Source organism: Stenotrophomonas sp. 05L413, assembly GCF_056397945.1.
Window position 1 is genome coordinate 211,499 of sequence record NZ_JBFTOL010000004.1, and the last position, 21,243, is coordinate 232,741.

General features: G+C 66.7%; 22 protein-coding genes, 1 tRNA gene and 1 pseudogene. 12 read left to right on the forward strand and 12 right to left on the reverse strand.

All coding sequences use genetic code 11. The features are described 5' to 3' along the window. The first annotated feature begins 6 nt into the window (after nucleotides 1-6). Nucleotides 7-1,362, forward strand: coding sequence for a Gfo/Idh/MocA family protein (locus AC1DIQ_RS10215; RefSeq protein ID WP_478049972.1), 1,356 nt, complete (start codon nucleotides 7-9; stop codon nucleotides 1,360-1,362). Nucleotides 1,363-1,504: 142 nt separating this feature from the next. On the opposite strand, the gene AC1DIQ_RS10220 is transcribed toward AC1DIQ_RS10215, so the two are convergent. Further along, nucleotides 1,505-1,581: transfer RNA gene (locus AC1DIQ_RS10220), tRNA-Arg, on the reverse strand. Between the two features lie 158 nt (nucleotides 1,582-1,739). Here AC1DIQ_RS10220 and ubiA point away from each other — a divergent pair. The 3 genes from ubiA (at nucleotide 1,740) to AC1DIQ_RS10235 (ending at nucleotide 4,666) form a co-directional block, all read left to right on the forward strand. Next, nucleotides 1,740-2,633 carry a 4-hydroxybenzoate octaprenyltransferase gene (gene ubiA / locus AC1DIQ_RS10225; protein WP_152150853.1) on the forward strand — a complete coding sequence of 298 codons (894 nt, stop codon included), beginning with the start codon at nucleotides 1,740-1,742 and terminating at the stop codon, nucleotides 2,631-2,633. A 218-nt stretch (nucleotides 2,634-2,851) separates the two neighbouring features. Beyond that, nucleotides 2,852-4,243, forward strand: coding sequence for a short-chain fatty acid transporter (locus AC1DIQ_RS10230; protein WP_478050107.1), 1,392 nt, complete (start codon nucleotides 2,852-2,854; stop codon nucleotides 4,241-4,243). 267 nt (nucleotides 4,244-4,510) lie between these two features. Continuing rightward, a complete protein-coding gene (locus AC1DIQ_RS10235; RefSeq protein WP_455947471.1) occupies nucleotides 4,511-4,666 on the forward strand; it encodes a hypothetical protein in 156 nt (51 codons plus the stop codon). Between the two features lie 65 nt (nucleotides 4,667-4,731). Here AC1DIQ_RS10235 and AC1DIQ_RS10240 read toward each other — a convergent pair whose 3' ends face one another. Next, on the reverse strand, nucleotides 4,732-5,403 hold the full coding sequence (locus tag AC1DIQ_RS10240) for a VOC family protein (RefSeq protein ID WP_478049973.1): 672 nt from the start codon (nucleotides 5,401-5,403) through the stop codon (nucleotides 4,732-4,734). A 193-nt stretch (nucleotides 5,404-5,596) separates the two neighbouring features. Here AC1DIQ_RS10240 and AC1DIQ_RS10245 point away from each other — a divergent pair, with 193 nt between their 5' ends. Next, nucleotides 5,597-6,547 carry a glutathione S-transferase family protein gene (locus AC1DIQ_RS10245; protein WP_478049974.1) on the forward strand — a complete coding sequence of 317 codons (951 nt, stop codon included), beginning with the start codon at nucleotides 5,597-5,599 and terminating at the stop codon, nucleotides 6,545-6,547. 31 nt (nucleotides 6,548-6,578) lie between these two features. Here the strand turns inward: AC1DIQ_RS10245 and AC1DIQ_RS10250 are convergent, their stop codons facing one another. After that, the gene (locus tag AC1DIQ_RS10250) at nucleotides 6,579-8,081 is read right to left on the reverse strand and encodes a YifB family Mg chelatase-like AAA ATPase (protein ID WP_478049975.1); all 1,503 of its coding nucleotides are present in this window, start codon (nucleotides 8,079-8,081) and stop codon (nucleotides 6,579-6,581) included. Nucleotides 8,082-8,240: 159 nt separating this feature from the next. On the opposite strand from AC1DIQ_RS10250, the gene yidA reads away from it, so the two are divergent. After that, complete coding sequence (gene yidA, locus AC1DIQ_RS10255; RefSeq protein WP_478049976.1) at nucleotides 8,241-9,080, forward strand: sugar-phosphatase; 840 nt, start codon at nucleotides 8,241-8,243, stop codon at nucleotides 9,078-9,080. Between the two features lie 23 nt (nucleotides 9,081-9,103). Here yidA and ubiK read toward each other — a convergent pair whose 3' ends face one another. Next, on the reverse strand, nucleotides 9,104-9,364 hold the full coding sequence (gene ubiK / locus AC1DIQ_RS10260; protein WP_478049977.1) for a ubiquinone biosynthesis accessory factor UbiK: 261 nt from the start codon (nucleotides 9,362-9,364) through the stop codon (nucleotides 9,104-9,106). Nucleotides 9,365-9,490: 126 nt separating this feature from the next. Between ubiK and AC1DIQ_RS10265 the strand changes: the two genes are divergently transcribed. Further along, nucleotides 9,491-9,829, forward strand: a complete 339-nt coding sequence (locus AC1DIQ_RS10265; protein WP_123729924.1) for a P-II family nitrogen regulator — start codon at nucleotides 9,491-9,493, stop codon at nucleotides 9,827-9,829. A gap of 31 nt (nucleotides 9,830-9,860) precedes the next feature. On the opposite strand, the gene AC1DIQ_RS10270 is transcribed toward AC1DIQ_RS10265, so the two are convergent. After that, nucleotides 9,861-10,514 (reverse strand): RIO1 family regulatory kinase/ATPase domain-containing protein, encoded by a 654-nt coding sequence (locus AC1DIQ_RS10270; RefSeq protein ID WP_121040694.1) that lies wholly within the window; start codon nucleotides 10,512-10,514, stop codon nucleotides 9,861-9,863. Between the two features lie 552 nt (nucleotides 10,515-11,066). On the opposite strand from AC1DIQ_RS10270, the gene AC1DIQ_RS10275 reads away from it, so the two are divergent. Beyond that, entirely contained in the window at nucleotides 11,067-11,972 is a 906-nt protein-coding gene (locus tag AC1DIQ_RS10275) for an aspartyl/asparaginyl beta-hydroxylase domain-containing protein (RefSeq protein WP_176987925.1), read from the forward strand. A 135-nt stretch (nucleotides 11,973-12,107) separates the two neighbouring features. Here AC1DIQ_RS10275 and speE read toward each other — a convergent pair whose 3' ends face one another. After that, nucleotides 12,108-12,962 (reverse strand): polyamine aminopropyltransferase, encoded by an 855-nt coding sequence (gene speE / locus AC1DIQ_RS10280; protein ID WP_478049978.1) that lies wholly within the window; start codon nucleotides 12,960-12,962, stop codon nucleotides 12,108-12,110. A 192-nt stretch (nucleotides 12,963-13,154) separates the two neighbouring features. Here speE and speA point away from each other — a divergent pair, with 192 nt between their 5' ends. Both speA and AC1DIQ_RS10290 read left to right on the forward strand, forming a co-directional pair. Further along, entirely contained in the window at nucleotides 13,155-15,044 is a 1,890-nt protein-coding gene (gene speA / locus AC1DIQ_RS10285; protein WP_313219397.1) for an arginine decarboxylase, read from the forward strand. Nucleotides 15,045-15,138: 94 nt separating this feature from the next. Further along, nucleotides 15,139-15,462 (forward strand): DUF6122 family protein, encoded by a 324-nt coding sequence (locus AC1DIQ_RS10290; RefSeq protein WP_121040688.1) that lies wholly within the window; start codon nucleotides 15,139-15,141, stop codon nucleotides 15,460-15,462. A gap of 80 nt (nucleotides 15,463-15,542) precedes the next feature. On the opposite strand, the pseudogene AC1DIQ_RS10295 reads toward AC1DIQ_RS10290, so the two are convergent. The 3 genes and pseudogenes from AC1DIQ_RS10295 to AC1DIQ_RS10305 all read right to left on the reverse strand — a co-directional run. Next, nucleotides 15,543-16,856, reverse strand: a pseudogene (locus AC1DIQ_RS10295) (sensor histidine kinase); the annotation flags it as partial. Continuing rightward, nucleotides 16,853-17,515: a response regulator transcription factor gene (locus tag AC1DIQ_RS10300; protein WP_123729931.1), complete on the reverse strand. Its 663-nt coding sequence runs from the start codon at nucleotides 17,513-17,515 to the stop codon at nucleotides 16,853-16,855. The pseudogene AC1DIQ_RS10295 and the gene AC1DIQ_RS10300, both read right to left, overlap by 4 nt. Continuing rightward, nucleotides 17,515-17,814 (reverse strand): PepSY domain-containing protein, encoded by a 300-nt coding sequence (locus AC1DIQ_RS10305; RefSeq protein WP_123729932.1) that lies wholly within the window; start codon nucleotides 17,812-17,814, stop codon nucleotides 17,515-17,517. Before AC1DIQ_RS10305 ends, AC1DIQ_RS10300 begins: the two co-directional genes overlap by 1 nt. Before the next feature lie 140 nt (nucleotides 17,815-17,954). On the opposite strand from AC1DIQ_RS10305, the gene AC1DIQ_RS10310 reads away from it, so the two are divergent. Beyond that, nucleotides 17,955-18,389, forward strand: a complete 435-nt coding sequence (locus AC1DIQ_RS10310; protein ID WP_259258801.1) for a PepSY domain-containing protein — start codon at nucleotides 17,955-17,957, stop codon at nucleotides 18,387-18,389. Nucleotides 18,390-18,471: 82 nt separating this feature from the next. On the opposite strand, the gene AC1DIQ_RS10315 is transcribed toward AC1DIQ_RS10310, so the two are convergent. The 3 genes from AC1DIQ_RS10315 to AC1DIQ_RS10325 form a co-directional block, all read right to left on the reverse strand. Beyond that, a complete protein-coding gene (locus AC1DIQ_RS10315) occupies nucleotides 18,472-18,987 on the reverse strand; it encodes a hypothetical protein (protein WP_123729934.1) in 516 nt (171 codons plus the stop codon). A 98-nt stretch (nucleotides 18,988-19,085) separates the two neighbouring features. Beyond that, nucleotides 19,086-20,297 (reverse strand): NAD(P)/FAD-dependent oxidoreductase, encoded by a 1,212-nt coding sequence (locus tag AC1DIQ_RS10320; protein WP_478049979.1) that lies wholly within the window; start codon nucleotides 20,295-20,297, stop codon nucleotides 19,086-19,088. Between the two features lie 7 nt (nucleotides 20,298-20,304). Beyond that, nucleotides 20,305-20,799, reverse strand: a complete 495-nt coding sequence (locus AC1DIQ_RS10325) for a lipocalin family protein (protein WP_478049980.1) — start codon at nucleotides 20,797-20,799, stop codon at nucleotides 20,305-20,307. 182 nt (nucleotides 20,800-20,981) lie between these two features. On the opposite strand from AC1DIQ_RS10325, the gene AC1DIQ_RS10330 reads away from it, so the two are divergent. After that, entirely contained in the window at nucleotides 20,982-21,230 is a 249-nt protein-coding gene (locus AC1DIQ_RS10330) for a hypothetical protein (protein WP_121040674.1), read from the forward strand. The last annotated feature ends 13 nt before the right edge of the window (nucleotides 21,231-21,243 follow it).

Here is a 21,243-nt window from a genome sequence, read left to right on the forward strand (position 1 = left end):
CTGTCCATGAAACGCAGAGAATTCATCGCCGCCAGCGCGGCCGTCGCCGCCACCAGCCTGCTGCCCAACACGCCCGCCTGGGCACGCGCGCGCAAGGTGCGGCTGGGCCTGATCGGCACCGGCATGCGCGGCCAGGTATTGCTGAAGGAACTGGTCCGCCGCGATGACGTGGAGGTGGTCGCGCTGTGCGACATCGAGCCGATCATGCTCAAGCGCGGCATGGACATGGTCGCCAAGGCCGGCAAGCCGGCGCCCAAGGCGTACGGCCAGGACGGCGACGTCAACGCCTGGAAGCGGCTGATCGAGCAGCGCGGCCTGGACGGCGTGATCATCGCCACGCCCTGGGAATACCACGCGCCGATGGCGATCGCGGCGATGCAGGCCAAGGTCGCGGTGGGCTGCGAAGTGGTCGCCGGCATCACCCTGCAGGACCACTGGGACGTGCTCAAGACCCAGCTGTCCACCGGCACGCCGTACATGCTGCTGGAGAACGTCTGCTATCGCCGCGATGTGATGGCGGCGCTGCAGATGGTGCGCCAGGGCTTGTTCGGGGAACTGGTGCACCTGCAGGGCGGTTACCAGCACGACCTGCGCGGGGTGAAGTTCAATTCCGGCGATCCCAGCCAGCCGTATGACAGCGGCGTGGAGTTCGGTGCCAAGGGCTGGTCCGAAGCACGCTGGCGCACCGAGCATTCGGTGAAGCGCAACGGTGAGCTGTACCCCAGCCACGGCATCGGCCCGTGTGCGATGTACACCGGCATCAACCGTGGCAACCGTTTCACCCACATCAACGCGTTTGCCAGCAAGGCGCGTGGCCTGCACGAGTACACCGTGGCCAAGAGCGGGGGCACGACCCACCCGAGCACCAAGGTGGCCTTCAAGCTCGGCGACATCGTCACCACCACGCTGGCCTGCGAGAACGGCGAGACCATCCTGCTGCAGCACGACACCTCGCTGCCGCGGCCGTACTCGATGGGCTTCCGCGTGCAGGGCACCAAGGGCCTGTGGATGGACGTGAACCAGTCCATCCACATCGAAGGCCGCAGCCCGCCGCACAAGTGGGAACCGTTCCAGACCTACCAGGACCAGTACGAGCACCCGCTGTGGAAGCAGCATGCCGATACCGCCGCCAGCGCCGGCCACGGTGGCATGGACTGGTTCGTCATCCATGCCTTCGTGGAAGCCCTCAAGGCCAAGGCACCGATGCCGATCGACATCTACGACGCGATCACCTGGAGCGCGATCACGCCGCTGTCCGAGCAGTCCATCGCCAACAGTTTCCAGACGCTGGAATTCCCGGATTTCACCGCCGGGCTGTGGAAACAGCGCAAGCCGATCTTCGCGTTTGATGGGACGTACTGAGGAAGGCTGACGTCCCAGGGCCGGTACCGATGTGTACCGGCCATTCCGTGCGCGCGTTCACCCGGTCGGCCAGGCGATGGCGCGGCCCAGCCTGGGCGCGGTCAGCGCAGGCAAAGCAATGAACACGGGGAAGTGGCGAGGATGGTGCGCCCGGAGGGATTCGAACCCCCGACCAATGGCTTCGGAAGCCACTACTCTATCCGGCTGAGCTACGAGCGCGTTGTGTCCTGCGTCCCGCCGGGCCGCCTGATGGGGCCACGAACCGCCAAAGCGGCGCGGGAGGAGCATTCTATCCGTAAACGCCGCGCAGGTCTGCCCCCTGCACCGATGCGCCGGGCGGCGGCGCGCCCGGCCAGCCCAGGCGGTATCCTTTACCGATGGCTTACGAACGTTTTGAAGCGCCCGAGGCGGCGCCCCCGTCGCGCTGGCGGCACTACTGGAAGTTGATGCGCGCCGACCGCCCGATCGGCACCCTGCTGCTGCTCTGGCCCACCTGGTGGGCGCTGTGGCTGGCCTCCGGCGGGCTGCCGCCGCTGTGGACGCTGTTCGTGTTCACCGCCGGCGTGTGGCTGACCCGCTCGGCCGGTTGTGTGATCAACGATTACGCCGACCGCTGGCTGGACCCGCACGTCAAGCGCACCAAGGACCGCCCGCTGGCCAGTGGGGCCGTGTCCGGCCGTGAGGCGCTGGCCCTGTTCGCCGGGTTGATGATCGTCGCCTTCGCCCTGGTGCTGACCCTGAACTGGCTCACCATCGGCATGAGCTTCATCGGTGTGTTCCTGGCCGCCAGCTACCCCTACCTCAAGCGCTACACCCACCTGCCGCAGGTCTACCTCGGCATGGCCTTCGGCTGGGGCATCCCGATGGCCTTCGCCGCGGTGCAGGGCGAGGTGCCGGTGATCGGCTGGCTGCTGTACGGCGCCAACATCCTGTGGTCCACCGCGTATGACACCTGGTACGCCATGGTCGACCGCGATGACGACCTGAAGATGGGCTCGCATTCCACCGCGATCCTGTTCGGGGATCTGGACCTGATCATCCAGGGGATTCTCTACGCGCTGTTCCTGGGCACGATGGCGCTGGTCGGCCTGCGCGCCGGGCTGGGCGTTTACTACGGCCTGGGCGTCGGCGTGGCCGCCGGGCTGATCGCCTACGAGTTCTGGATCGCCCGCAAGCGCGAGCGCGACCCGTGCTTCAAGGCCTTCCTGCACAACAACTGGGTCGGCGCCGCGCTGTTCGCCGGTATCGCGGTGTCGTTGGGGGTGCGCTGAGGTGGCCACCCGACCAACGGTCGGGTGCTACCCGTAACGCGCGCAGTGGTAGTGCCGGCCGTTGGCCAGCTCCCGATCACCTCGCAGAGCCGGGCAGCGCCCGGCACTACGACCATTAGGCGACTGACAGCGCCGTTCCCAACGCCCAGAATCGCTCCCATTGAATGATCGGGGAGGGCGGGGCAATGAGCACATCGACAGTGGTGCAGGACGGCTGGATGGCGCGCGCGGCACTGCGCTCGGCCGCCTGGGCGGAAAAATGGTTCCCCGATGCCTATGTGTTCGCGGTGCTCGGCGTGGTCATCGTCGCGGCCGCCGCGATGGGCTTCGGCGCGACCCCGCAGGCCACCGCCACGGCCTTCGGTGAGGGCTTCTGGAGCCTGATTCCCTTCACCATGCAGATGGCCTTCGTGGTCATCGGCGGCTATGCGGTCGCCACTGCACCGATCGTCGCGCGCTTCATCAATCTGCTGGCCCGTGTGCCCAAGACCGGCCGTGGCGCGGTGGTCTATGTCGGCCTGATCAGCATGCTCGCCTCGCTGCTCAGCTGGGGCTTCTCGCTGGTGTTCGGTGGGCTGCTGGTCCGCGCGCTGGCCCGTCGTGAATCACTCAACATGGACTACCGCGCCGCCGGTGCCTCGGCCTACCTCGGCCTCGGTGCGGTCTGGGCGATGGGCCTGAGCTCCTCGGCCGCCCAGCTGCAGGCCAACCCGGCCAGCATGCCGCCCGGCCTGGTCGAGATCACCGGCGTGCTGCCTTTCACCGAGACCATCTTCCTGTGGCAGTCGATCGCGCTGACATCCGCGCTGATCCTGGTGTCGCTGCTGATTGCCTGGCTGACCGCGCCCGGCGCCGCCACTGCGCGCACCGCCAAGGACTTCGAAGGCGCCGCCCGCGCCGAGGCCGAGCCGCTGCAGCCGCGCACCCGCCCCGGCGAGTGGCTGGAGTACAGCCCGCTGCTGACCGTGCTGCTCTCGCTGCTCGCCTTCGGCTGGCTGTTCGGCGAGTTCGCCAGCAAGCCGGTGGTCACCGCCATCGCCAACCTCAATACCTACAACTTCCTGTTCATCTCGCTCGGCCTGCTGCTGCACTGGCGCCCGCGCAGCTTCCTCAACGCGGTGGCCAAGGCCGTCCCCAGCACCACCGGCGTGCTGATCCAGTTCCCGCTGTATGGCGGCATCGCGATGATCCTCACCCACGCCACCGGCAGTGGCGATGAGACCCTCGCCCATCGCCTCTCCACCTTGTTCGTGCATATCGCCACCACCGACACCTTCGCGCTGGTGATGGGCGTGTACTCGGCGGTGCTCGGCTTCTTCGTGCCCTCCGGCGGCGGCAAGTGGATCATTGAAGCTCCGTACGTGATGCAGGCCGCCAACGAACTCAAGGCCCACCTGGGCTGGGCGGTGCAGGTCTACAACGCCGCCGAGGCACTGCCGAACCTGATCAACCCGTTCTGGATGCTGCCGCTGCTGGGGGTGCTCGGCCTGAAGGCGCGCGACATCGTCGGCTTCACCTTCATCCAGCTGCTGGTGCACATCCCGCTGGTGCTTGGCCTGCTGTGGCTGCTCGGCATGACGCTGACCTACGTGCCGCCAGTGATGCCGTGATCGTCATCTGCGCGTCATCTCCACCCGCAGGATCGGGGATGCCCTGTTCAGTCACGCTCCGGGGTGTTTGGGGGATGGTGGCATAAGGGAATTCGAACCGTTCATATGCGGGCCAACGCTTACTGCGACATGGGGTTTGTACCTGCAGAAAACGTTGGCGTGGAGACGTTGACGAATTCGTATACAAACCCCCACACGTCGTTAACCTCGCGCTGCAGAGGATGGCCCCGACCGCGACATTCCGTTTGCGGCGACCGGAGAACCGAGATGGCTCAGCAGAACCAGCAGAACCCGAATCAGCGCGGTGAACAGCAGGAACGTGGTCGCGACCAGCAGCAGCAACAGCAGCAGGAACAGCAGCAGGAACAGCAGCAGCGCAACCAGAACCAGCAGCAGGGCGGCCAGCAGGACGAGGAAGAGTGAGCCCATCCGGCTGTTGGGTGAACTGAAGCCCCGCTCCGGCGGGGCTTCATTCGTCTGCGGCCTGCTCAGGCCGAGCGCAGGTGCCAGCCCAGCGCGTCGTCTGCGACCACCGCGCCAGGCATGACGTCATGCAACACGACGCGGAGGCCGCGCGCATTCGGCAGCACTTTCTGCTCCGGGAACCAGCGGCGCGTCGCATCGACCACGATCAACAGGCCTTCGTCATCGCCGAGCGGTGCGAAGTGCGGCGTGGGCTGTGACAAGGGATTCAACCCGAAGGCCGCCTCGGCCTTCGCCTGCACTTCGCCCACGTGTTCAGCGGGCAGGCCGACCTCGCTGATGCAGGTCATCTCGCTGCCATGGAACGCGCCCTGGCGCTCGCCGGCAGGCAGGCGCCGGCGCGCGATCAGCTCCAGGATCAGGCCGTCCGGACCGGGGAAATAAATCGATTCGGAATCCCAGCGGCCATCGAAGGTGAAGTGGTCATGGCCCTTCAGATCGCGCTGCAGGGTGGCGCGTGCTTTCAGCCAGTCGGTGGCCGCTTCGAATCGATTGGCTGGGACGTTGAAGGCCAGGTGCGCACCGCCGACCGGATTCGATCCTGCGGGTTGCAGCTGCAGGGTGCTCCAGCCGATGCGCACGGCCGAGCCCTCAACCGGCAGCTGAAGTTCATCGCGGAAGTACGCCACGGTGGCGGCGACATCGGACACGGGAAGATCGATCTGGTGGATACGCATGATGGTGGGAGTCTCGCGTAAATACATCGACATTCTGCCGCAGCTGCGTGTGCTGCGGTGATGAACGCGATGAAACATGCACCCGCTGCGAGGGCCCATCACCGGGCATTGCCGATGCGTTTGCTACAACCCGCTGTAGAAGCCGGCACGCACCACCGGCATCACACACCGCTATCAGAGGAGTACTCCCGCGATGGGCATGCTGGTCGATGGAACATGGCAGGAAGGCACCGCGGGTGCCGCTGACAAGGATGGTCATTTCAAGCGCGAGGAATCCACCTTCCGCGATTGGTTGAGCGCTGACGGCAGCGCTGGCCCGAATGGCGAGCCTGGTGTCAAAGCCGCGCCTGGGGAGTTTCGCCTGTACGTGAGTCTCGCCTGCCCGTGGGCACACCGCGCGCTGATCGTGCGCGCGCTGAAGGGCCTGGAAGATCTGGTGCCGGTGTCGGTGGTCAACTGGCACATGGGTGATCAGGGCTGGACCTTTGAGCCCGGCCCGCAGGTAACGCCGGAGCCCGAACGCGGTGCACGCTATCTGCATGAACTGTATGCCGCCGCCAAACCTGGGATGACCGGCAAGGTGACCGTGCCGGTGCTGTGGGATCGCGAGCGCGGGACGATCGTCAGCAATGAATCGGCGGATATCATCCGGATGTTCAACACCGCCTACGACGGGCTGGGCGCGAAAGCCGGTGACTTCTATCCGGCTGCATCGCGTGCTGAGATCGATGCGGTCAACGAACGGGTCTATGCCACCGTCAACAACGGTGTGTACCAGGCGGGCTTTGCTTCAACGCAGCAGGCGTACGAAGAGGCTGTTGGACCGTTGTTCGATTCACTCAGCTGGTTGGACGGGCGCCTTCAGCAACGCGAGTGGCTGGTGGGCGATGCCATGACCGAAGCTGATATCCGTCTGTTCACCACCTTGATCCGCTTCGATTCGGTCTACTACGTGCACTTCAAGTGCAACGTGCGGCGCATTGCAGACTTCGCTGGTCTGCATGCGTTCGTGGCGCGGATGATGGCGATTCGCGAGGTGGCGAATACGGTGAACTTTGAGCACATCAAGCACCACTATTACGGGAGTCATCGGCATCTCAATCCGTCGGGGATCGTGCCGGTGGGGCCGGAGTGCGCATACTGAGCCAGCATTCCGGGCATCACGGCGTCTCGCCTCACCCGCTACCGCCCCGATCCAACTGCCGATACCCGATCGCTTCCGCCAAATGCGCGGTCGCGATGTCCTGCGCATGCCCCAGATCCGCCAACGTCCGCGCCACCCGCAGGATGCGATGCATCGAACGCGCCGACAGCTGCAACCGTTCCACAGCATCCTCCAGCAATTGCTGATCCTCCGGTGACAACCGGCAATGCTCACTCAGCTCGAACGGCAGCAGCTGTGCATTGGCCTTGCCACTTCGCAGCAGCTGCACTTCCCGCGCGGCCACCACACGTGCGCGAACACTCGCGCTGTCCTCGCCGAGCGGCGCGTCATCCCGCAGCTCGCGCGGGTCAAGCCGAGGCACTTCCACATGCAGATCGATGCGGTCCATCAACGGTCCGGAGACACGCCCGCGGTAGCGACGGATGACATCCTCGGTGCAGAGACAGCGTCCGCGGCGATCCCCGGCCCAGCCGCAGGGGCAGGGGTTCATCGCCGCAACGAGCTGAAACCGCGCAGGAAAACGCTCGGTACGCGCAGCGCGGCTGACGACGGCAACCCCGGATTCGATCGGCTCGCGCATGACCTCCAGCGCGTGTCGACTCCACTCCGGGAGTTCATCCAGGAACAAGACGCCGTTGTGCGCCAGCGATATCTCGCCAGGGCGAGGATGCGAGCCGCCCCCGATAAGCGCGACCGCGCTGGCTGTGTGGTGCGGCGCTCTGTAGGGCCGCTGTCTCCAGCGCCCCGCATCAAGGCCCTGGCCACTGCAGGAGGCGATGGTGGCCGCTTCCAGTGCTTCAAGCTCGCTGGCCGCGGGCAGGATGCCGGGCAGGCGCGAGGCCAGCAGGGTCTTTCCGCAGCCGGGCGTGCCGAGCAGCAACAGGTGATGCCCGCCGGCCGCCGCCACCTCCAGCGCCCGGCGCGCCTGCAGCTGGCCGCGCACGTCGCGCAGGTCGGGAATGCCGGCCGGGAGTGGGTCAGCCGCCACGGCAGGTGGCAGCGTGCCGCTCTCAAGGGCGCTGCAGACCTCCAGCAGGGTGCGGGCGACGCGTACGTCGGCGTGCTGGGCCAGCGCGGCTTCCTCGCTGTTCGCGGCGGCCACGATGAGGCTGCGACCGTCCCGGGCGGCAGCGATCGCCGCAGGCAGGACGCCGTCGACACCGCGCAGTTCGCCGGTCAGGGCCAGTTCGCCGAGGAACTCGTACTTGTCCAAGGACTGCGCATCGATCTGGCCACTGGCGGCGAGAATGCCCAGCGCGATGGCCAGATCGAATCGCCCACCCTCCTTGGGCAGATCGGCCGGGGCCAGGTTGATGGTGATGCGCCGCTGCGGAAACTCGAAGCGTGCGCAGATCAGGGCGGCGCGCACGCGGTCGCGCGATTCCCGCACGGCGGCGGCCGGCAGCCCCACGATCTGGGTATGCGGCAACCCGCCGGACAGGAATACCTCGATCCTTACGGCCGGCGCTTTGACGCCGGCACGGGCACGGCTGTGCACCAGTGCAAGGCTCATGCGGTTGTTTCCGGGGTCTGCGGCATGCCAAGCACAATGGCAGCACACGGAGCACCTGATCCATCAGCACTTGCCGCGCCGTGGGGTAGGCAATCGCCGCCACCGTGTCCGGTAGTGCCGCTAGACTGGATGCCCCCACGCTCCACGCCGTCGAACACCATGGATATGCACCACCGCTCCGGTCCCATCGAACTGGTCGCCATCGATATGGACGGGACCCTGCTCGATCCGTCCCACACGCTCACGCCCCGGGTCATGCACGCCATCGCGCGCGCCCGCGCGCAGGGCGTCCAGGTGGTGCTGGCCAGCGGCCGTCCGGTGTCGGGGATGGCGCCGTTCCTGCAGCAGTTGGGTATCGAGAGCGAGCAGGACTATTGCATCGCCTGCAATGGCGCCGTGGTCCAGAACATCGGCAGCGGCCAGCGCGTCATCGAGTTTCCGCTGAGTTTCGAGGACTTCGTGTTCTGTGAGCGGATCTCACGCGAACTCGGTATCCACTTCCAGGCGCTCGATGGCCGCCGCATGTACACGCCCAACCAGGACATCAGTATCTACACGGTGGCCGATTCGCACCTGTCGAATGTGCCACTGTCGTATCGCCGGGTGGCGGACATGGACCCTGCGATGCAGTTCATCAAACTGATGATGATCGATGAGCCGGACGTGCTGGATGCGGCCATCCAGCGTCTGCCGTCCGAACTGACCGACCGCTTCGCGGTGCTCAAGAGCGCGCCGTTCTTCCTGGAAGTATTCGATCACCGGGCCGGGAAAGGGCCGAGCCTGGAGAAGCTGGCCGCGCACCTCGGCGTGGACCGTGCCAACGTGATGGCGGTGGGCGATCAGGAGAACGACCTGACCATGCTGCAGTTCGCCGGGACCAGCGTGGCCATGGGCAACGCGATTCCGGCGGTGAAGCAGACGGCGCGCTTCGAGACGGCGAGCAACGCCGAGGATGGCGTAGCGTTGGCGATCGAGCGGTTCGTGCTGCAGGACGTGTAAGAAACGCGCCGTCCGAGACTGGCTTATTCGCGAGGCGCAGCGGCCCCACGCGCTTCCAGCTCGGACACCACCTTCTCCAGCGCCTCCAGCTTCTCGCGGGTGCGCAGCAGCACGGCACGCTGCACGTCGAACTCCTCGCGGGTCACCAGGTCCAGCTTGCCCAGCCCGGCCTGCAGCGCGGTCTTGAAAGTAGCCTGCAGTTCTTCGCGCGACTGGCGCAGGCCCGGGGGGACTATATCGCTCAGGCGACGGGCGAGGTCATCGAGGTGGTTGAGGTCGATCATGCTGCGGCTCCGCGGGGTATGTGCCAAGGATAAGCCGCCACGCTGCCGGCGGCACGGACTGCGCGCATCGCGTTCACCGGCGGACAGGCGTTATCCTCGCAGCCTGGAACACAGGAGTGCAGACGGATGAAGATGGTCATGGCGGTGGTCAAGCCGTTCAAGCTCGACGACGTGCGCGAAGCGCTGGCCGAGCGCGGCGTCACCGGGATCACGGTCACCGAGGTCAAGGGCTTCGGGCGGCAGAAGGGCCACACCGAGCTCTACCGCGGGGCGGAGTATGTGGTCGATTTCCTGCCCAAGGTGAAGATCGAAGTGGCCGTCGTCGACAACCAGGTCGAGGAGGTGGTGGAAGCCATCGTCAAAGCCGCCGGCACCGGCAAGATCGGTGACGGCAAGGTCTTCGTGTACGACCTGGGCACCGTGGTGCGCATCCGCACCGGTGAGCTGGACGCCGACGCGCTGTAACGCGCGCCGGCTTTCCCGAGAGTACCCGCGATCAGGCGTGGCCCTTGAACCAGCGGTAGAAGCGCTTCCAGGCCACGCGCACGCCGGCCACCCAGCGCGGGTCGGCCACCTGGGCCGCCTCGGAAGCGCTGGGGCGCTCGCCGGTCAGGCGCTGGCGCATCTTCAGCAGGTTCTTCATGTCGCTGCGGCGCAGCTGGCGCGAGACCGGGTGCACCGGCAGCCAGCGCGGGCTGCGCCAGGCCGAGGTGAAGTCCACCAGCACCGGCACGCCCCCGCTGACCATCACGTTGGTGCCATGCAGATCGTTGTGGGTGATGCCGGCGGCATGCAGGCGGGTGAGCGCGTACTGCAGCTGCTCGAAGACTTCGATGCCGACCGACTGGGCCGCGCTCAGGGTCTGGCCGGGAATGAACTCCATGCCCAGCGCGAGGCCACCGATGGTGCCGAGCAGGGCCGGGGCGTGCTTCCAGCCGCTCAGGCGCTGCAGGATGCGCGCTTCGCGGCGGACCAGCAGGCGCGCGATCGGCGACAGCGGGGTGCCGCGATACCGGGTGTAATCCTTGACCACCGCGGGCTGGCCATTGAGGCAGGTGCGGTAGACGTCGGGTTCCAAGAGGCGTTCACCGCGCTTGAGCAGCTCGGCGGGGGCGGTGTCATCGACACACGGGGCAACAATTGTGTTCATAGGGGTCTGTGCGACCCGGCGGTCGGCGCAATGCGTCAGGCGTACCGGTGCTGCTTACTGTGGGGAACTAAAGATTTCGTTAATTTTAGTACTCGCCAGTACACGAATCCAGATGATGTCGGAGAAATGTCGTCGCCCAGCGTGGAACAGTTCGTCACGCTGAAGCGGACAATCTTGTATCGATTGGAAGAATTTCGTTTTCAATCAGCGGGTTGGCTGCCATTGCTGGAGAGTGCAGGGCAGGCACGGCTGCCGTGCGCCCCGTGCAGGAGGCCGTTCGATGGACCTCAGGGGCTCCGCGCGCCCGCCTGCTCCCAGCGCAGGCAAGCACCCGCAGGCTTCCGCTGGGGGGGCCGTTGAGCCACGCCGCGCTGAACATCGCTCAGCCCATGCTTGACCGCGACGCAGGCGCTGCCGACCATATGCTGTTGCTCGCGACATCGGCGGCCGCCCCTCTCCGGCACGTCCCCGCCTTCTGCCGCCCTTTCGATGCCGGTCGCTACCGTGCATCGCCCCCACCATTTCGGGTCCGGCCATGCCGGAGGAAGACTGATGATCAAGATCGTGCTGGCAGGGCTGTTCATCGCCTGCGTGCTGTACATCCATTACCGCGGCAAGGTGCGCGCGCGCTGGTCGCGCCAGCTGCTGGACCACTCCAGCTTCATGGCCCCGATCAACGTGATCATGTACGCGTTCTCGAAGGTGCCGACCACGCCGTTCCTGGATCCGGGCAAGGAATTTCCGCAGCTGGAGCCGCTGCGCCAGAACTGGCAGATGATCCGCGATGAGGCACTGGCGCTGCGCGATGCGGACAAGATCGCCGCCTCCAGCACCTTCAACGATGCCGGCTTCAACTCGTTCTTCCGCCGCGGCTGGAAGCGCTTCTACCTGAAGTGGTATGGCCCGTCGCACCCGTCGGCCAAGGCGCTGTGCCCGAAGACCACCGCGCTGCTGGAATCGCTGCCGGACGTGCGCGCGGCGATGTTCGCCCAGCTGCCCTCCGGCAGCGAACTGCGCCCGCACCGCGATCCCTTTGCCGGCTCGCTGCGCCTGCACCTGGGCCTGGCCACGCCGAACGACGACGCCTGCTATATCGAAGTGGACGGCATCCGAAAGAGCTGGCGCGATGGCGAGTGGATGATGTTCGATGAGACCTACATCCACCATGCGCACAACGAGACGCCGGACGACCGCGTGATCCTGTTCTGCGATATCGCCCGCCCGCTGCGCTTCGGCCTGCCGGGCCTGTTCAACCGCGCGGTGGCCTCCACGCTGCTGGCCGGTGGTGCCTCGCCGAACCTGCCGGGTGACCCGACCGGTGGCGTCAACAAGGCCTTCGGCAGCGTCTACAAGGTGCGCCTGAAGGCCAAGGCGCTGCGCGAGCGCAGCGTGGTGGCCTACCAGGTGATCAAGTGGGGCCTGGTGGTGGCGGTGATCGCGGGGATCTGGGCGATCTGAGCCGTTGGTTTGATGGGGTTGCCGGCCAGCGGCCGGCACTACCAGGCATAAAAAACCCGCGCTGTTGCCAGCGCGGGTTTTTTGTTGCCGCATCCTATACCGGTAGGTGCCGACCGTTGGTCGGCACGCCTTCGATCAGCCCTTAAGGGCTGAAGCCACGAACGGCGGGGTCACCAGCACACCGGTGTGCAGCGCGGCGGTGTAGTACAGCGTCTCGAACGACTTGGCGGCCGAATCGGCCTGGCGGAAATCGAAGCTGCTCTCGCCCTTGCGGGCCAGGGTCACGCTCCACCAGCCGGTCGGGTAGCACGGCTGCGGGAACGGCAGGGTCTTGAACGAGCCGAAGCCGGCCTTGCCCATCTCGGCGCGCATTTCGTTGATCAGGTCCAGCTGCATCAGCGGCGATTCGGACTGCTGCACCAGGATGCCGTCATCCTTCAGGGCCTTGAAGCAGCTCTCGTAGAACGCCTTGTTGAACAGGCCTTCGCCCGGGCCGACCGGATCGGTGGAGTCCACGATAACCACGTCCACGCTGCCGGCCGGGCAGTTGGCCATGTAGGCCACGCCGTCGTCGAACATCAGCTCGGCGCGCGGATCGTCGTTGGAATCGCACAGTTCCGGGAAATGCTTGCGGGCCATCACGGTGACCTGCTCGTCGATGTCGCACTGGGTCACGCTCTCCACGCCTTCGTGCTTGAGCACTTCGCGCAGGGTGCCGCAGTCGCCGCCGCCGATGATCACCACGCGCTTGGGCGCGGCATGGGTGAACAGCACGGGGTGGCTGATCATCTCGTGATAGAAGAAGTTGTCCTTGCTGGTCAACATGATGGCGCCATCGATGGTCATCAGGTTGCCCCAATCGGTGGTCGCGAAGATCTCGATCTTCTGGAACGGCGACTGCACTTCATCCAGCTTGCCGGTCAGGCGGTAGCCGATGGCCGAGCCGGTGCGCTCGAAGTGTTCGATGTACCAGTTGTTGTTGTCAGTCATGGAGGAGCAGTCCTGTTCGGAAGGGTGTTGGAGCCGGGCTGGCGGCGGTGCCGCGTGGCGCAAGCCACGTCCGGACGGGTTGGCCCGTTCAGGTTTCAAGCCTGAGCACGGGCGCGGGCGCGCATGATAACGGAGCTGTCGCCACATAGGCGTTATCATGCACCCCCTTTTTTACCAACCAGGCCCACTGAAATGACCGATTGGTCCCTCGACCAAGCCCGCAAGACCTACTCGATTCCGCATTGGGCGGATGGTTACTTCGACGTGGATCAGGCAGGACACATGGTGGTGAGACCGACTGGCCAGGACGGCCCGGTGGTATCGCTGCCGAAAATCGTCGATGCCGCCCGCGAGGCCGGCGCCAAGCTGCCGCTGCTGGTGCGTTTCCCGGACATCCTGGGCCAGCGCCTGGGCAAGCTGCAGGCCGCGTTCGCGCAGGCGCAGACCGACTGGGACTACCCGGGTGGCTACACCGCCGTCTACCCGATCAAGGTCAACCAGCACCGTGGCGTGGCCGGCACCCTGGCCAGCCACCACGGCGAGGGCTTCGGCCTGGAAGCGGGCAGCAAGCCCGAGCTGATGGCCGTGCTGGCGCTGTCGCGCCCGGGCGGGCTGATCGTCTGCAATGGCTACAAGGACCGCGAGTACATCCGCCTGGCCCTGATCGGCCGCAAGCTGGGCCTGCAGACCTTCATCGTGATCGAGAAGCCCTCCGAGCTGAAGCTGGTGCTGGAGGAATCCAAGGCGCTGGACGTGAAGCCGGGTCTGGGCGTGCGCATGCGCCTGGCCTCGCTGGGCGCGGGCAAGTGGCAGAACAGCGGTGGCGACAAGGCCAAGTTCGGTCTTTCGCCGCGCCAGCTGCTGGACCTGTGGAAGTCGCTGCGCGATACCGAGTACGCCGACTGCCTGAGCCTGCTGCATTTCCACATGGGCTCGCAGATCTCCAACGTGCGCGACATCGCCAATGGCATGCGCGAAGCCACCCGCTACTTTGTGGAGCTCTCGCGCCTGGGCGCGAAGATCACCCACGTGGACGTCGGCGGTGGCCTGGGTGTGGATTACGAAGGCACCCGCTCGCGCAGCTTCTGCTCGATCAATTACGGCCTGAACTCCTACGCCAGCAACATCGTGCAGCCGCTGGCCAATGCCTGCGAAGAGCATGGTCTGACCCCGCCGCGGATCGTCACCGAGTGTGGCCGCGCGATGACCGCGCACCACGCGGTGCTGATCGCCAATGTCTCCGAGGTGGAAGAGGCGCAGGAAGGCCGCGTGCCGGACCAGCACGACGACGAGCCGGCGGCGATCCGCCACCTGCGCGAGATCCACGCCGAGCTCGACGAGCGCCCGGCGGTGGAGCTGTTCCAGGAAGCGCAGCACTTCCATGCCGAAGGCCTGTCCAGCTACGCGCTGGGCCAGATCGACCTGCCGCAGCGCGCCCGCATCGACGACCTGTTCTACGCCATCGCCCATGCCGTGCGTGCCCGCCTGAGCTATGACGAGAAGAGCCATCGCCCGGCGCTGGACGAGTTGAACGAGCGCCTGGTCGACAAGTACTTCGTCAACTTCAGCGTGTTCGAATCGATCCCGGATGCCTGGGCGATCGACCAGGTGTTCCCGATCGTGCCGATCGAGCGCCTGAACGAGCAGCCCGAGCGCCGCGGCATCATCGCGGACATGACCTGCGATTCGGACGGCATGGTGAAAACCTATGTCGAGAACGAAAGCCTGGACACGTCGCTGCCGCTGCATGCGCTGAAGTCCGGTGAGAGCTACCGCATCGCGTTCTTCATGGTCGGTGCGTACCAGGAAATCCTGGGCGACATCCACAACCTGTTCGGCGACACCGACGCGGTGGAAGTGCTGGCCGATGCCGATGGCTACGCGATCACCCAGCAGCGCCGCGGTGATACCACCGATGTGATGCTGGACTACGTGGGCTACAGCTTGGCCGATCTGCGCGCCAGCTACGCCGAGCGCGTGGCGGCGGCGAAGCTCTCGCCCGAGCGCGCGCAGGAACTGTCCGAGGCACTGGAAGCCGGTCTGACCGGCTACACCTACCTGTCCGACGAGCCCCTGGCGTAAACCGGTGGCGACGGGTGATGGCCTTCGGGCCTCACCCGGTCGCCCGTCGCGCCGGGCACCGCCTGGCGGTCCTTCGAAGGCACCCGGAATCCCCATGAGCGCCCGCGCGATCTTTCATCTGTTCCTGCATGCGGCCGTACCGGCGGTGCTGGCGTGGATGTTCTGGCGCAAGCGTTTCATGTCCGCCTGGGTGCTGATGCTGCTGGGCTGGATCATCGATCTGGACCATCTGCTGGCCGACCCGATCTACGCCCCTAACCGCTGCAGCATCGGTTTCCATCCGCTGCACACTGCACCGGCGATCGCGGTATACGCGGGGTTGTGTGTGCCGAAGAAGACGCGGCTGTTCGGTATCGGTCTGATCATCCACATCGTGCTGGATGCGATCGACTGTTGGTGGATGCACGCCGGCAGGTGAATCCACGCTACGCGTGGATGTCGTGCAGCCTCCGATCCGCTACGCATGACCGGTAGTGCCGGGCCCGGGGCGGCGCCCCCCAACGTCAACGTCGCCTGCAACCCCGGCGCGGCGTTGGCCAGCACCAGCGTGCCGCCGTAACTCTCGGCGATGTCCGCCACGATCGACAATCCCAGCCCACTCCCGGCCGCGCGCTCATCCAGCCGCACGCCGCGTTCCAGCACGTGCTGCAGCTGCTCCGCAGGAAGCCCGGGACCGTCATCACTCACCGTGATGCGCAGCTGACCCTCCCGTGGTGCCACCTCCACCCGCACTGCGTGACTGGCCCACTTGCCCGCATTGTCGAGCAGGTTGCCCAGCATCTCTTCCAGATCCTCGCGCGCACCGGCGAATACCCCCGTGGTGTCGCTGTCGCACGTAAAACGCAGCCCACGCGCGGCATGCACGCGCTGCATCAGCCCGCACAGCGCACTCACCACCGGCGCCACCGGCGTGCGCTGCTGGCTGTCGGCGCCCAGGCCTGCAGCGAGGTAACGATCGATGCTGGCCTGCATGCGCGCGGTCTCGCTGCGCAGGGTCTGGCGCCAGTCGCTGCCGTCGCCCTCGGCCTCGGTGGTGAGCACGGTCAGCGGCGTCTTCAGCGCGTGCGCCAGGTCTTCGGCGCTGCGGCGTGCGCGTACCACCATGCGCTGATGATGGTCGAGCAGCGCGTTGAGCTGGCCGGCCAGCGGCGCGACTTCTTTCACCAGGCCCTGCTGCGGGAAGCGCACGTTCTCGCCGTTGCGGACCTGCCCGGCAATGCGGCCCAGTTCGGCCAGCGGCCGCAGGCCGTAATGCACCTGGGTCACCAGTACGCCGAACCACACAGCGATGAGCACGGCCAGCGCGAGCGCGGTGCGTTGCCGGAAACTGGCGACCTGGGCATCCAACGGGCTGCGGTCGGTGGCGACCATCACGATCACCGGCGCGGCGGCGCGGGGCAGGGTGACCTGCTGGGCCAGCACGCGCAGGGATTGCTGCAGCGGGCCGGGAGCATCGAAGGCCTGCGCCGGACCCGGTCGCAGTGCGCTTGGCGCGGCCAGCGAGCCGTCCCACAGCGAGCGCGATTGCCCGAGCGGGCGGCCTTGTTGGTCCAGCACCTGCCAGTAGTCGCCGGAGAACACGCGGCGGTAGCGCTCGTCAGCCAGCGTGTCGCGCCACTGCAGCTGGCCGTTGGCATCGCTTTCGGCCAGTGCCAGCACCGCGATCAGATCGTTGCCCAGGCGCTCATCCATCGCGGTCCGCGCTGAACGCTCGAACATCGCGCCCAGCCACCAGGTCGCCAAGGCCGACACCAGCACCAGGCCCAGGCCACCGGCCACCAGCAGGCGGGTGCGCAGCGAGCCGGTGGTCATGGCGTTGCCGAGAGGCGGAAGCCCTGGCCGCGATGCGTGTGGATCAGCTCGCTGCCGAGCTTGCGGCGGATGCGGCCGATCAGCACATCCAGCGTGTTGGAGTCTGGATCGAAGCCGTCTTCGTAGACGTTCTCGCCCAGCCGCGAGCGGCTCAACACGGTATCAGGGTGATGCATGAAGTAGCTGAGGATGCGGTGCTCCTGCGCGCTGAGCGCCAGCGGCGCGCCGTCCAGCTCGAAGCGGCCGGCGTTGACGTCCAGCACCAGCGGACCGCACTGCAGGCGCGGATGCGCGTGGCCGGCGCTGCGGCGGATCAGGGCGCGCAGGCGCAGCAGCAGTTCTTCGGGCTGGAAGGGTTTGGTCAGGTAGTCATCGGCGCCGGCATCGAAGCCGGCCAGTTTGTCGTGCCAGCGGGCGCGGGCGGTCAGCACCAGCACCGGGAAATCGCGCCCGGCCTGGCGCCAGCGTTCGATCACGCTCAGCCCGTCCAGGCCCGGCAGGCCCAGATCGACCACGGCAGCGGCGATGTCCTCGATCTGCCCCTGGTACTCGGCATCCCGCCCCTCCGCACTGTGGATGACCACATAGCCGGCCTCTTCCAGCAGCGTCTGCAATCGGCTGGCGAGCAGGGCGTCATCTTCGGCGAGCAGCACGCGCATCAGTCTTTTTCCATCTTCAGCAGGCGGCCGGTGGCGGCATCGTAATCCAACTCCATCACCACGCCATCCGGGCCAAGGATCTCGATCTCGTATTTCCCGTCATCCAGTTCCACCTCGATCAGCTTGCCGGGGTAGCGACGCAGCGCGTCGGCGACCACCTGCTCCAGCGGCACGAAGCGACCCTGGCGCACCGCCTGGCGAACGCTGTCCTGCTGACGGCTGCCACCGTCGAGGACCCGCATCGGGTCCTGCGGGGCGAGGGTCAGCAGCAGGGGCAGCATCAGGGACAGGGCAGACATGCGGGCACGCAGGCGAAGGGCAGGCCACCGGTATACCGGGGCGGTCTAAACAGTATCTAACAGTCGCCCTCATGGTCCGGTTAGGGGCGGTGGCCAGACTGGCGGTGCCGGAATGGACCGGTGCCCCCTCAAGGATTCCCATGAAGACGATGATTGCCGCTACCGCCCTGGCCGCTGCGCTGTTCGCCACTCCGGCCTTTGCCGCCAACCTGTCGGCCGCCCAGGTCCAGGCCAAGCTGAGCGCGGCCGGCTACACCCAGGTGCATGAGCTCGAGCACGACGATGGCGTGTGGGAAGCGGACGTGACCCGCAAGGACGGCACGGTCGATGAAGTGATCATCGATGACACCAAGGGCGAGATCTTCGATCCGCGCGATGGCCGCGCCGTGCTGGACGCCGGGCAGATCCTGGCGCTGGCGGGCAAGGCCGGGTTGACGCAGATCGAGTCGATCGAGCGCGATGGCGCGACCTGGACCCTGGATGCGCGCAACGCCCGCAACCAGCGCGTGGAAGTGCGCATGAGTGGCCACGACGGCCGCGTGCTCGCCAGCAAGCGTGATGGCTGGTGGGATTGATTCCAGCGCGCCACCGCGCGCTGGATGCACGAACGGCCGGGTTTCCCCGGCCGTCCGCATGTCCGCGTGAGGGATGCCGCGCTTACCAGCGCGAGGGGTAATCCCAGTAGCCCGGGCCGCGGCCGTAGCCACCGTAACCGTCGAAGCCGTCATAGCCGTACGCACCATAGGGGCCGTAGAAGCCAGGGCCCTTGCCTTCGCTCACCCGGATGTTGATGTTGACGTTGCGGGTGTTGCCTTCGTCATTGGTGTAGTTCTTGCTCAGGTTGAGTTCGGCGGCGTTGTAGTGGGTATTGCCGAAATTCTCCGAGTAGCCGATGCCGGTGGTCAGGCTGCCGTTGACCCGCAGCTTGTCGTCGGTCACGTGGGCGATGCCGTTGGCCGCACGATCGGTTGAACGCCGGCCGGTACGATCGCCGTAGAACGTGCCCGGCGGATCGCCGCGCAGGGACTGATCGCTCAAGTACTGCATGGGCGCATCGGGAATGCTCAGATCCAGCCCGGTCGAGGACTGCGGGCCGGTGGCGCCTGCCGCAGACTGGGCCAGCGCCACACCGGGCAGGGACAGGCACAGCAGCAGGGGAAGCAGGCGGATCATGAGAGGCTCCGGAGCAGACAGGCGGGACGGCCGACAGCGCTGACGCTAGCAGCCGTAGTTTGAATGATGCCTGTCATGGCGTGCGTTGCAAGGGGAACTCAGCGCAACCGGCCGAATCCGAACAGCTCTGCCAGCGGGTGCCGGCGCCGCTCGATGCCCGCGCGCAGCAGCCCGGCCCCGATCATGGAGTAGGTGATCCCGTTGCCGCCGTAGGCCATCGCGAACAGCACCCGAGGCCCCCATTGCGGGTGCGGGCCGAAGAACGGCAGGCCATCGTGGGTCTCGGCGAAGGTGCCGCCCCAGGAGAAGGCCGGCTGCAGCGGCAGGTGCGGGAACAGTCTGGCGGTCTTCCTGAGCAGCTTGCCGGTCTTGCTCTCCACCCGCCGGTCGCGCCGCGCCGGGAGATCGATGGCGTCATCCTCGCCGCCGATCAGCAGCCGGTGGTCACCGGTGCTGCGCAGGTACAGATACGGCCGCGCCGATTCCCATGCCATGGTCTCGCGCAGCGGGCCCAGCAGGTCCGGATGGATCGGATCGGTGATGAAGGCATAGCTGCTGCGGTTGCGGGCCACCGAGGGCTTCAACCAGCGCTGCCCGGCGTAGCCAGTGGCCAGCACCACATGGCGGGCACGGATGCGGGCGCCGCCCAGGGTGGTGGCGGTCACGCCGCGCGGGGTCGGGGTGAGCGTATCGAGCACGGTGCGGTCGTAGACGCCACAGCCGCGCGTGTGCAGCCGCATCAGCAGCCGGTAGGTGAGCCGGTAGGGGTCGATGCGTGCGGCGAGCGCACTGAGGATCGCGCCCGGTGCGCGGATGCCGTACTCGGCCTGGACCGCCTCGCTGTCCAGCCAGCGCACATCGAAGCCGTGCTTGGCACGCAGTGCGCACTCTTCGGCCAGTACCGCCTGGTGCCCGCGCTTGCTCGCGTAGTACAGGCTGGCCATGCGGTGGCAGTCCACATCGCGGAACGGCGCGGCCACCTTGCAGATGGCCGGGATCGCCTCGGCACAGGCCTGATAGGCCAGCACCGCCGCGTCCTCGCCGTAGCGTTGGGCCAGGTCGATCAGGTGCGTGTCAATCTCATACTGCAGCAACGCAGTGCTGGCCGCGGTGCTGCCCCAGCCGATGTCGCGCTGTTCGATCAGCGCCACATCATGGCCGTGCGCGCACAGCTCGTCCGCAATCAGCGCGCCACTGATGCCGCCGCCGACCACCAGCACCTCGCAGTTGAGATCCTTCTCCAGCGGTGGGAAGGCATGCATCAGGCCGTTGCGCACGGCCCAGAACGGATACCCGCTCTTCAGATCCATGGCAGCCTCAGGCGGTGGGGTGGCCGGTGTGCGGGGTCTGGATCAGTTCGGTCAGGTCGAAGCCCTGCAGCCGTGCCTGGGCCAGGTAGTGCTCCTGCGTGGTGCGGTCGAGCGTGGGGGTGCGCGCCAGCAGCCAGAGGAACTTGCGGTCCGGGCTGCCGACCAGCGAGACGCTGTAATCCGGTGCGATCTGGATCACCCAGTAGTCGCCCTTGGTGAAGGGCAGCCAGCGCAGGCCCTTGGGCAGGAAGCTGACCTCCAGCCGCGCAGTGTCGTTGTCCAAGGGGCAGGCTTCGCCATCGGCTTGCTCGATCTCGCTGCCCATGCGGCAGCGGTTGACCACGGCGACGTGGCCGTTGTCTTTCAGGCTGTAGTGCGCGGACACATCGGTGCAGCCTTCCGGCTCGTGCTTCATCGGCAGGCGGGCGATCTCGTACCAGGTGCCCAGGTATCGCGGCAGCTTCAGGTCGGGAACGGTTTTCAGGTCGGGATGTGGGGTCATGGGCAACGGCTGGTGGGAATGCGATCCCACGATGCCGGGGCTGCTGCCACGGCCGGGTGAAGCCGGGGCGACTGCGGCGTCGAGACAGTCCGTTGTGGTCGCGTCATGTCCCGCTTGCGGTCGCAGCGCTATGCTGGGCCGGAGCGCCATCAGCGCTTCTTTCAACAGCGATGGAGATGCGGATGTACCAGGTGATTCTGCTCAAGAGCGAAACCGGCGTTGCCCGCCAGCAGCGCGAGACCGCCGACGATGTGCTCGACCACGAGGGGGTGACCTACACCCTGCGCGCTGGGCCGCGGCAGCCGTTGCCGACCGATCACGCCTGGGATGAGATCGCGGTCTACGCGCCCGAGGAGATCACCGAGGAAGAGTTCCAGGACTGGTATGCCCGCCTGCAGCCGCAGGTCGAGGAGCTCCGCCTGAAGTACTGAGCGCCCGCATACC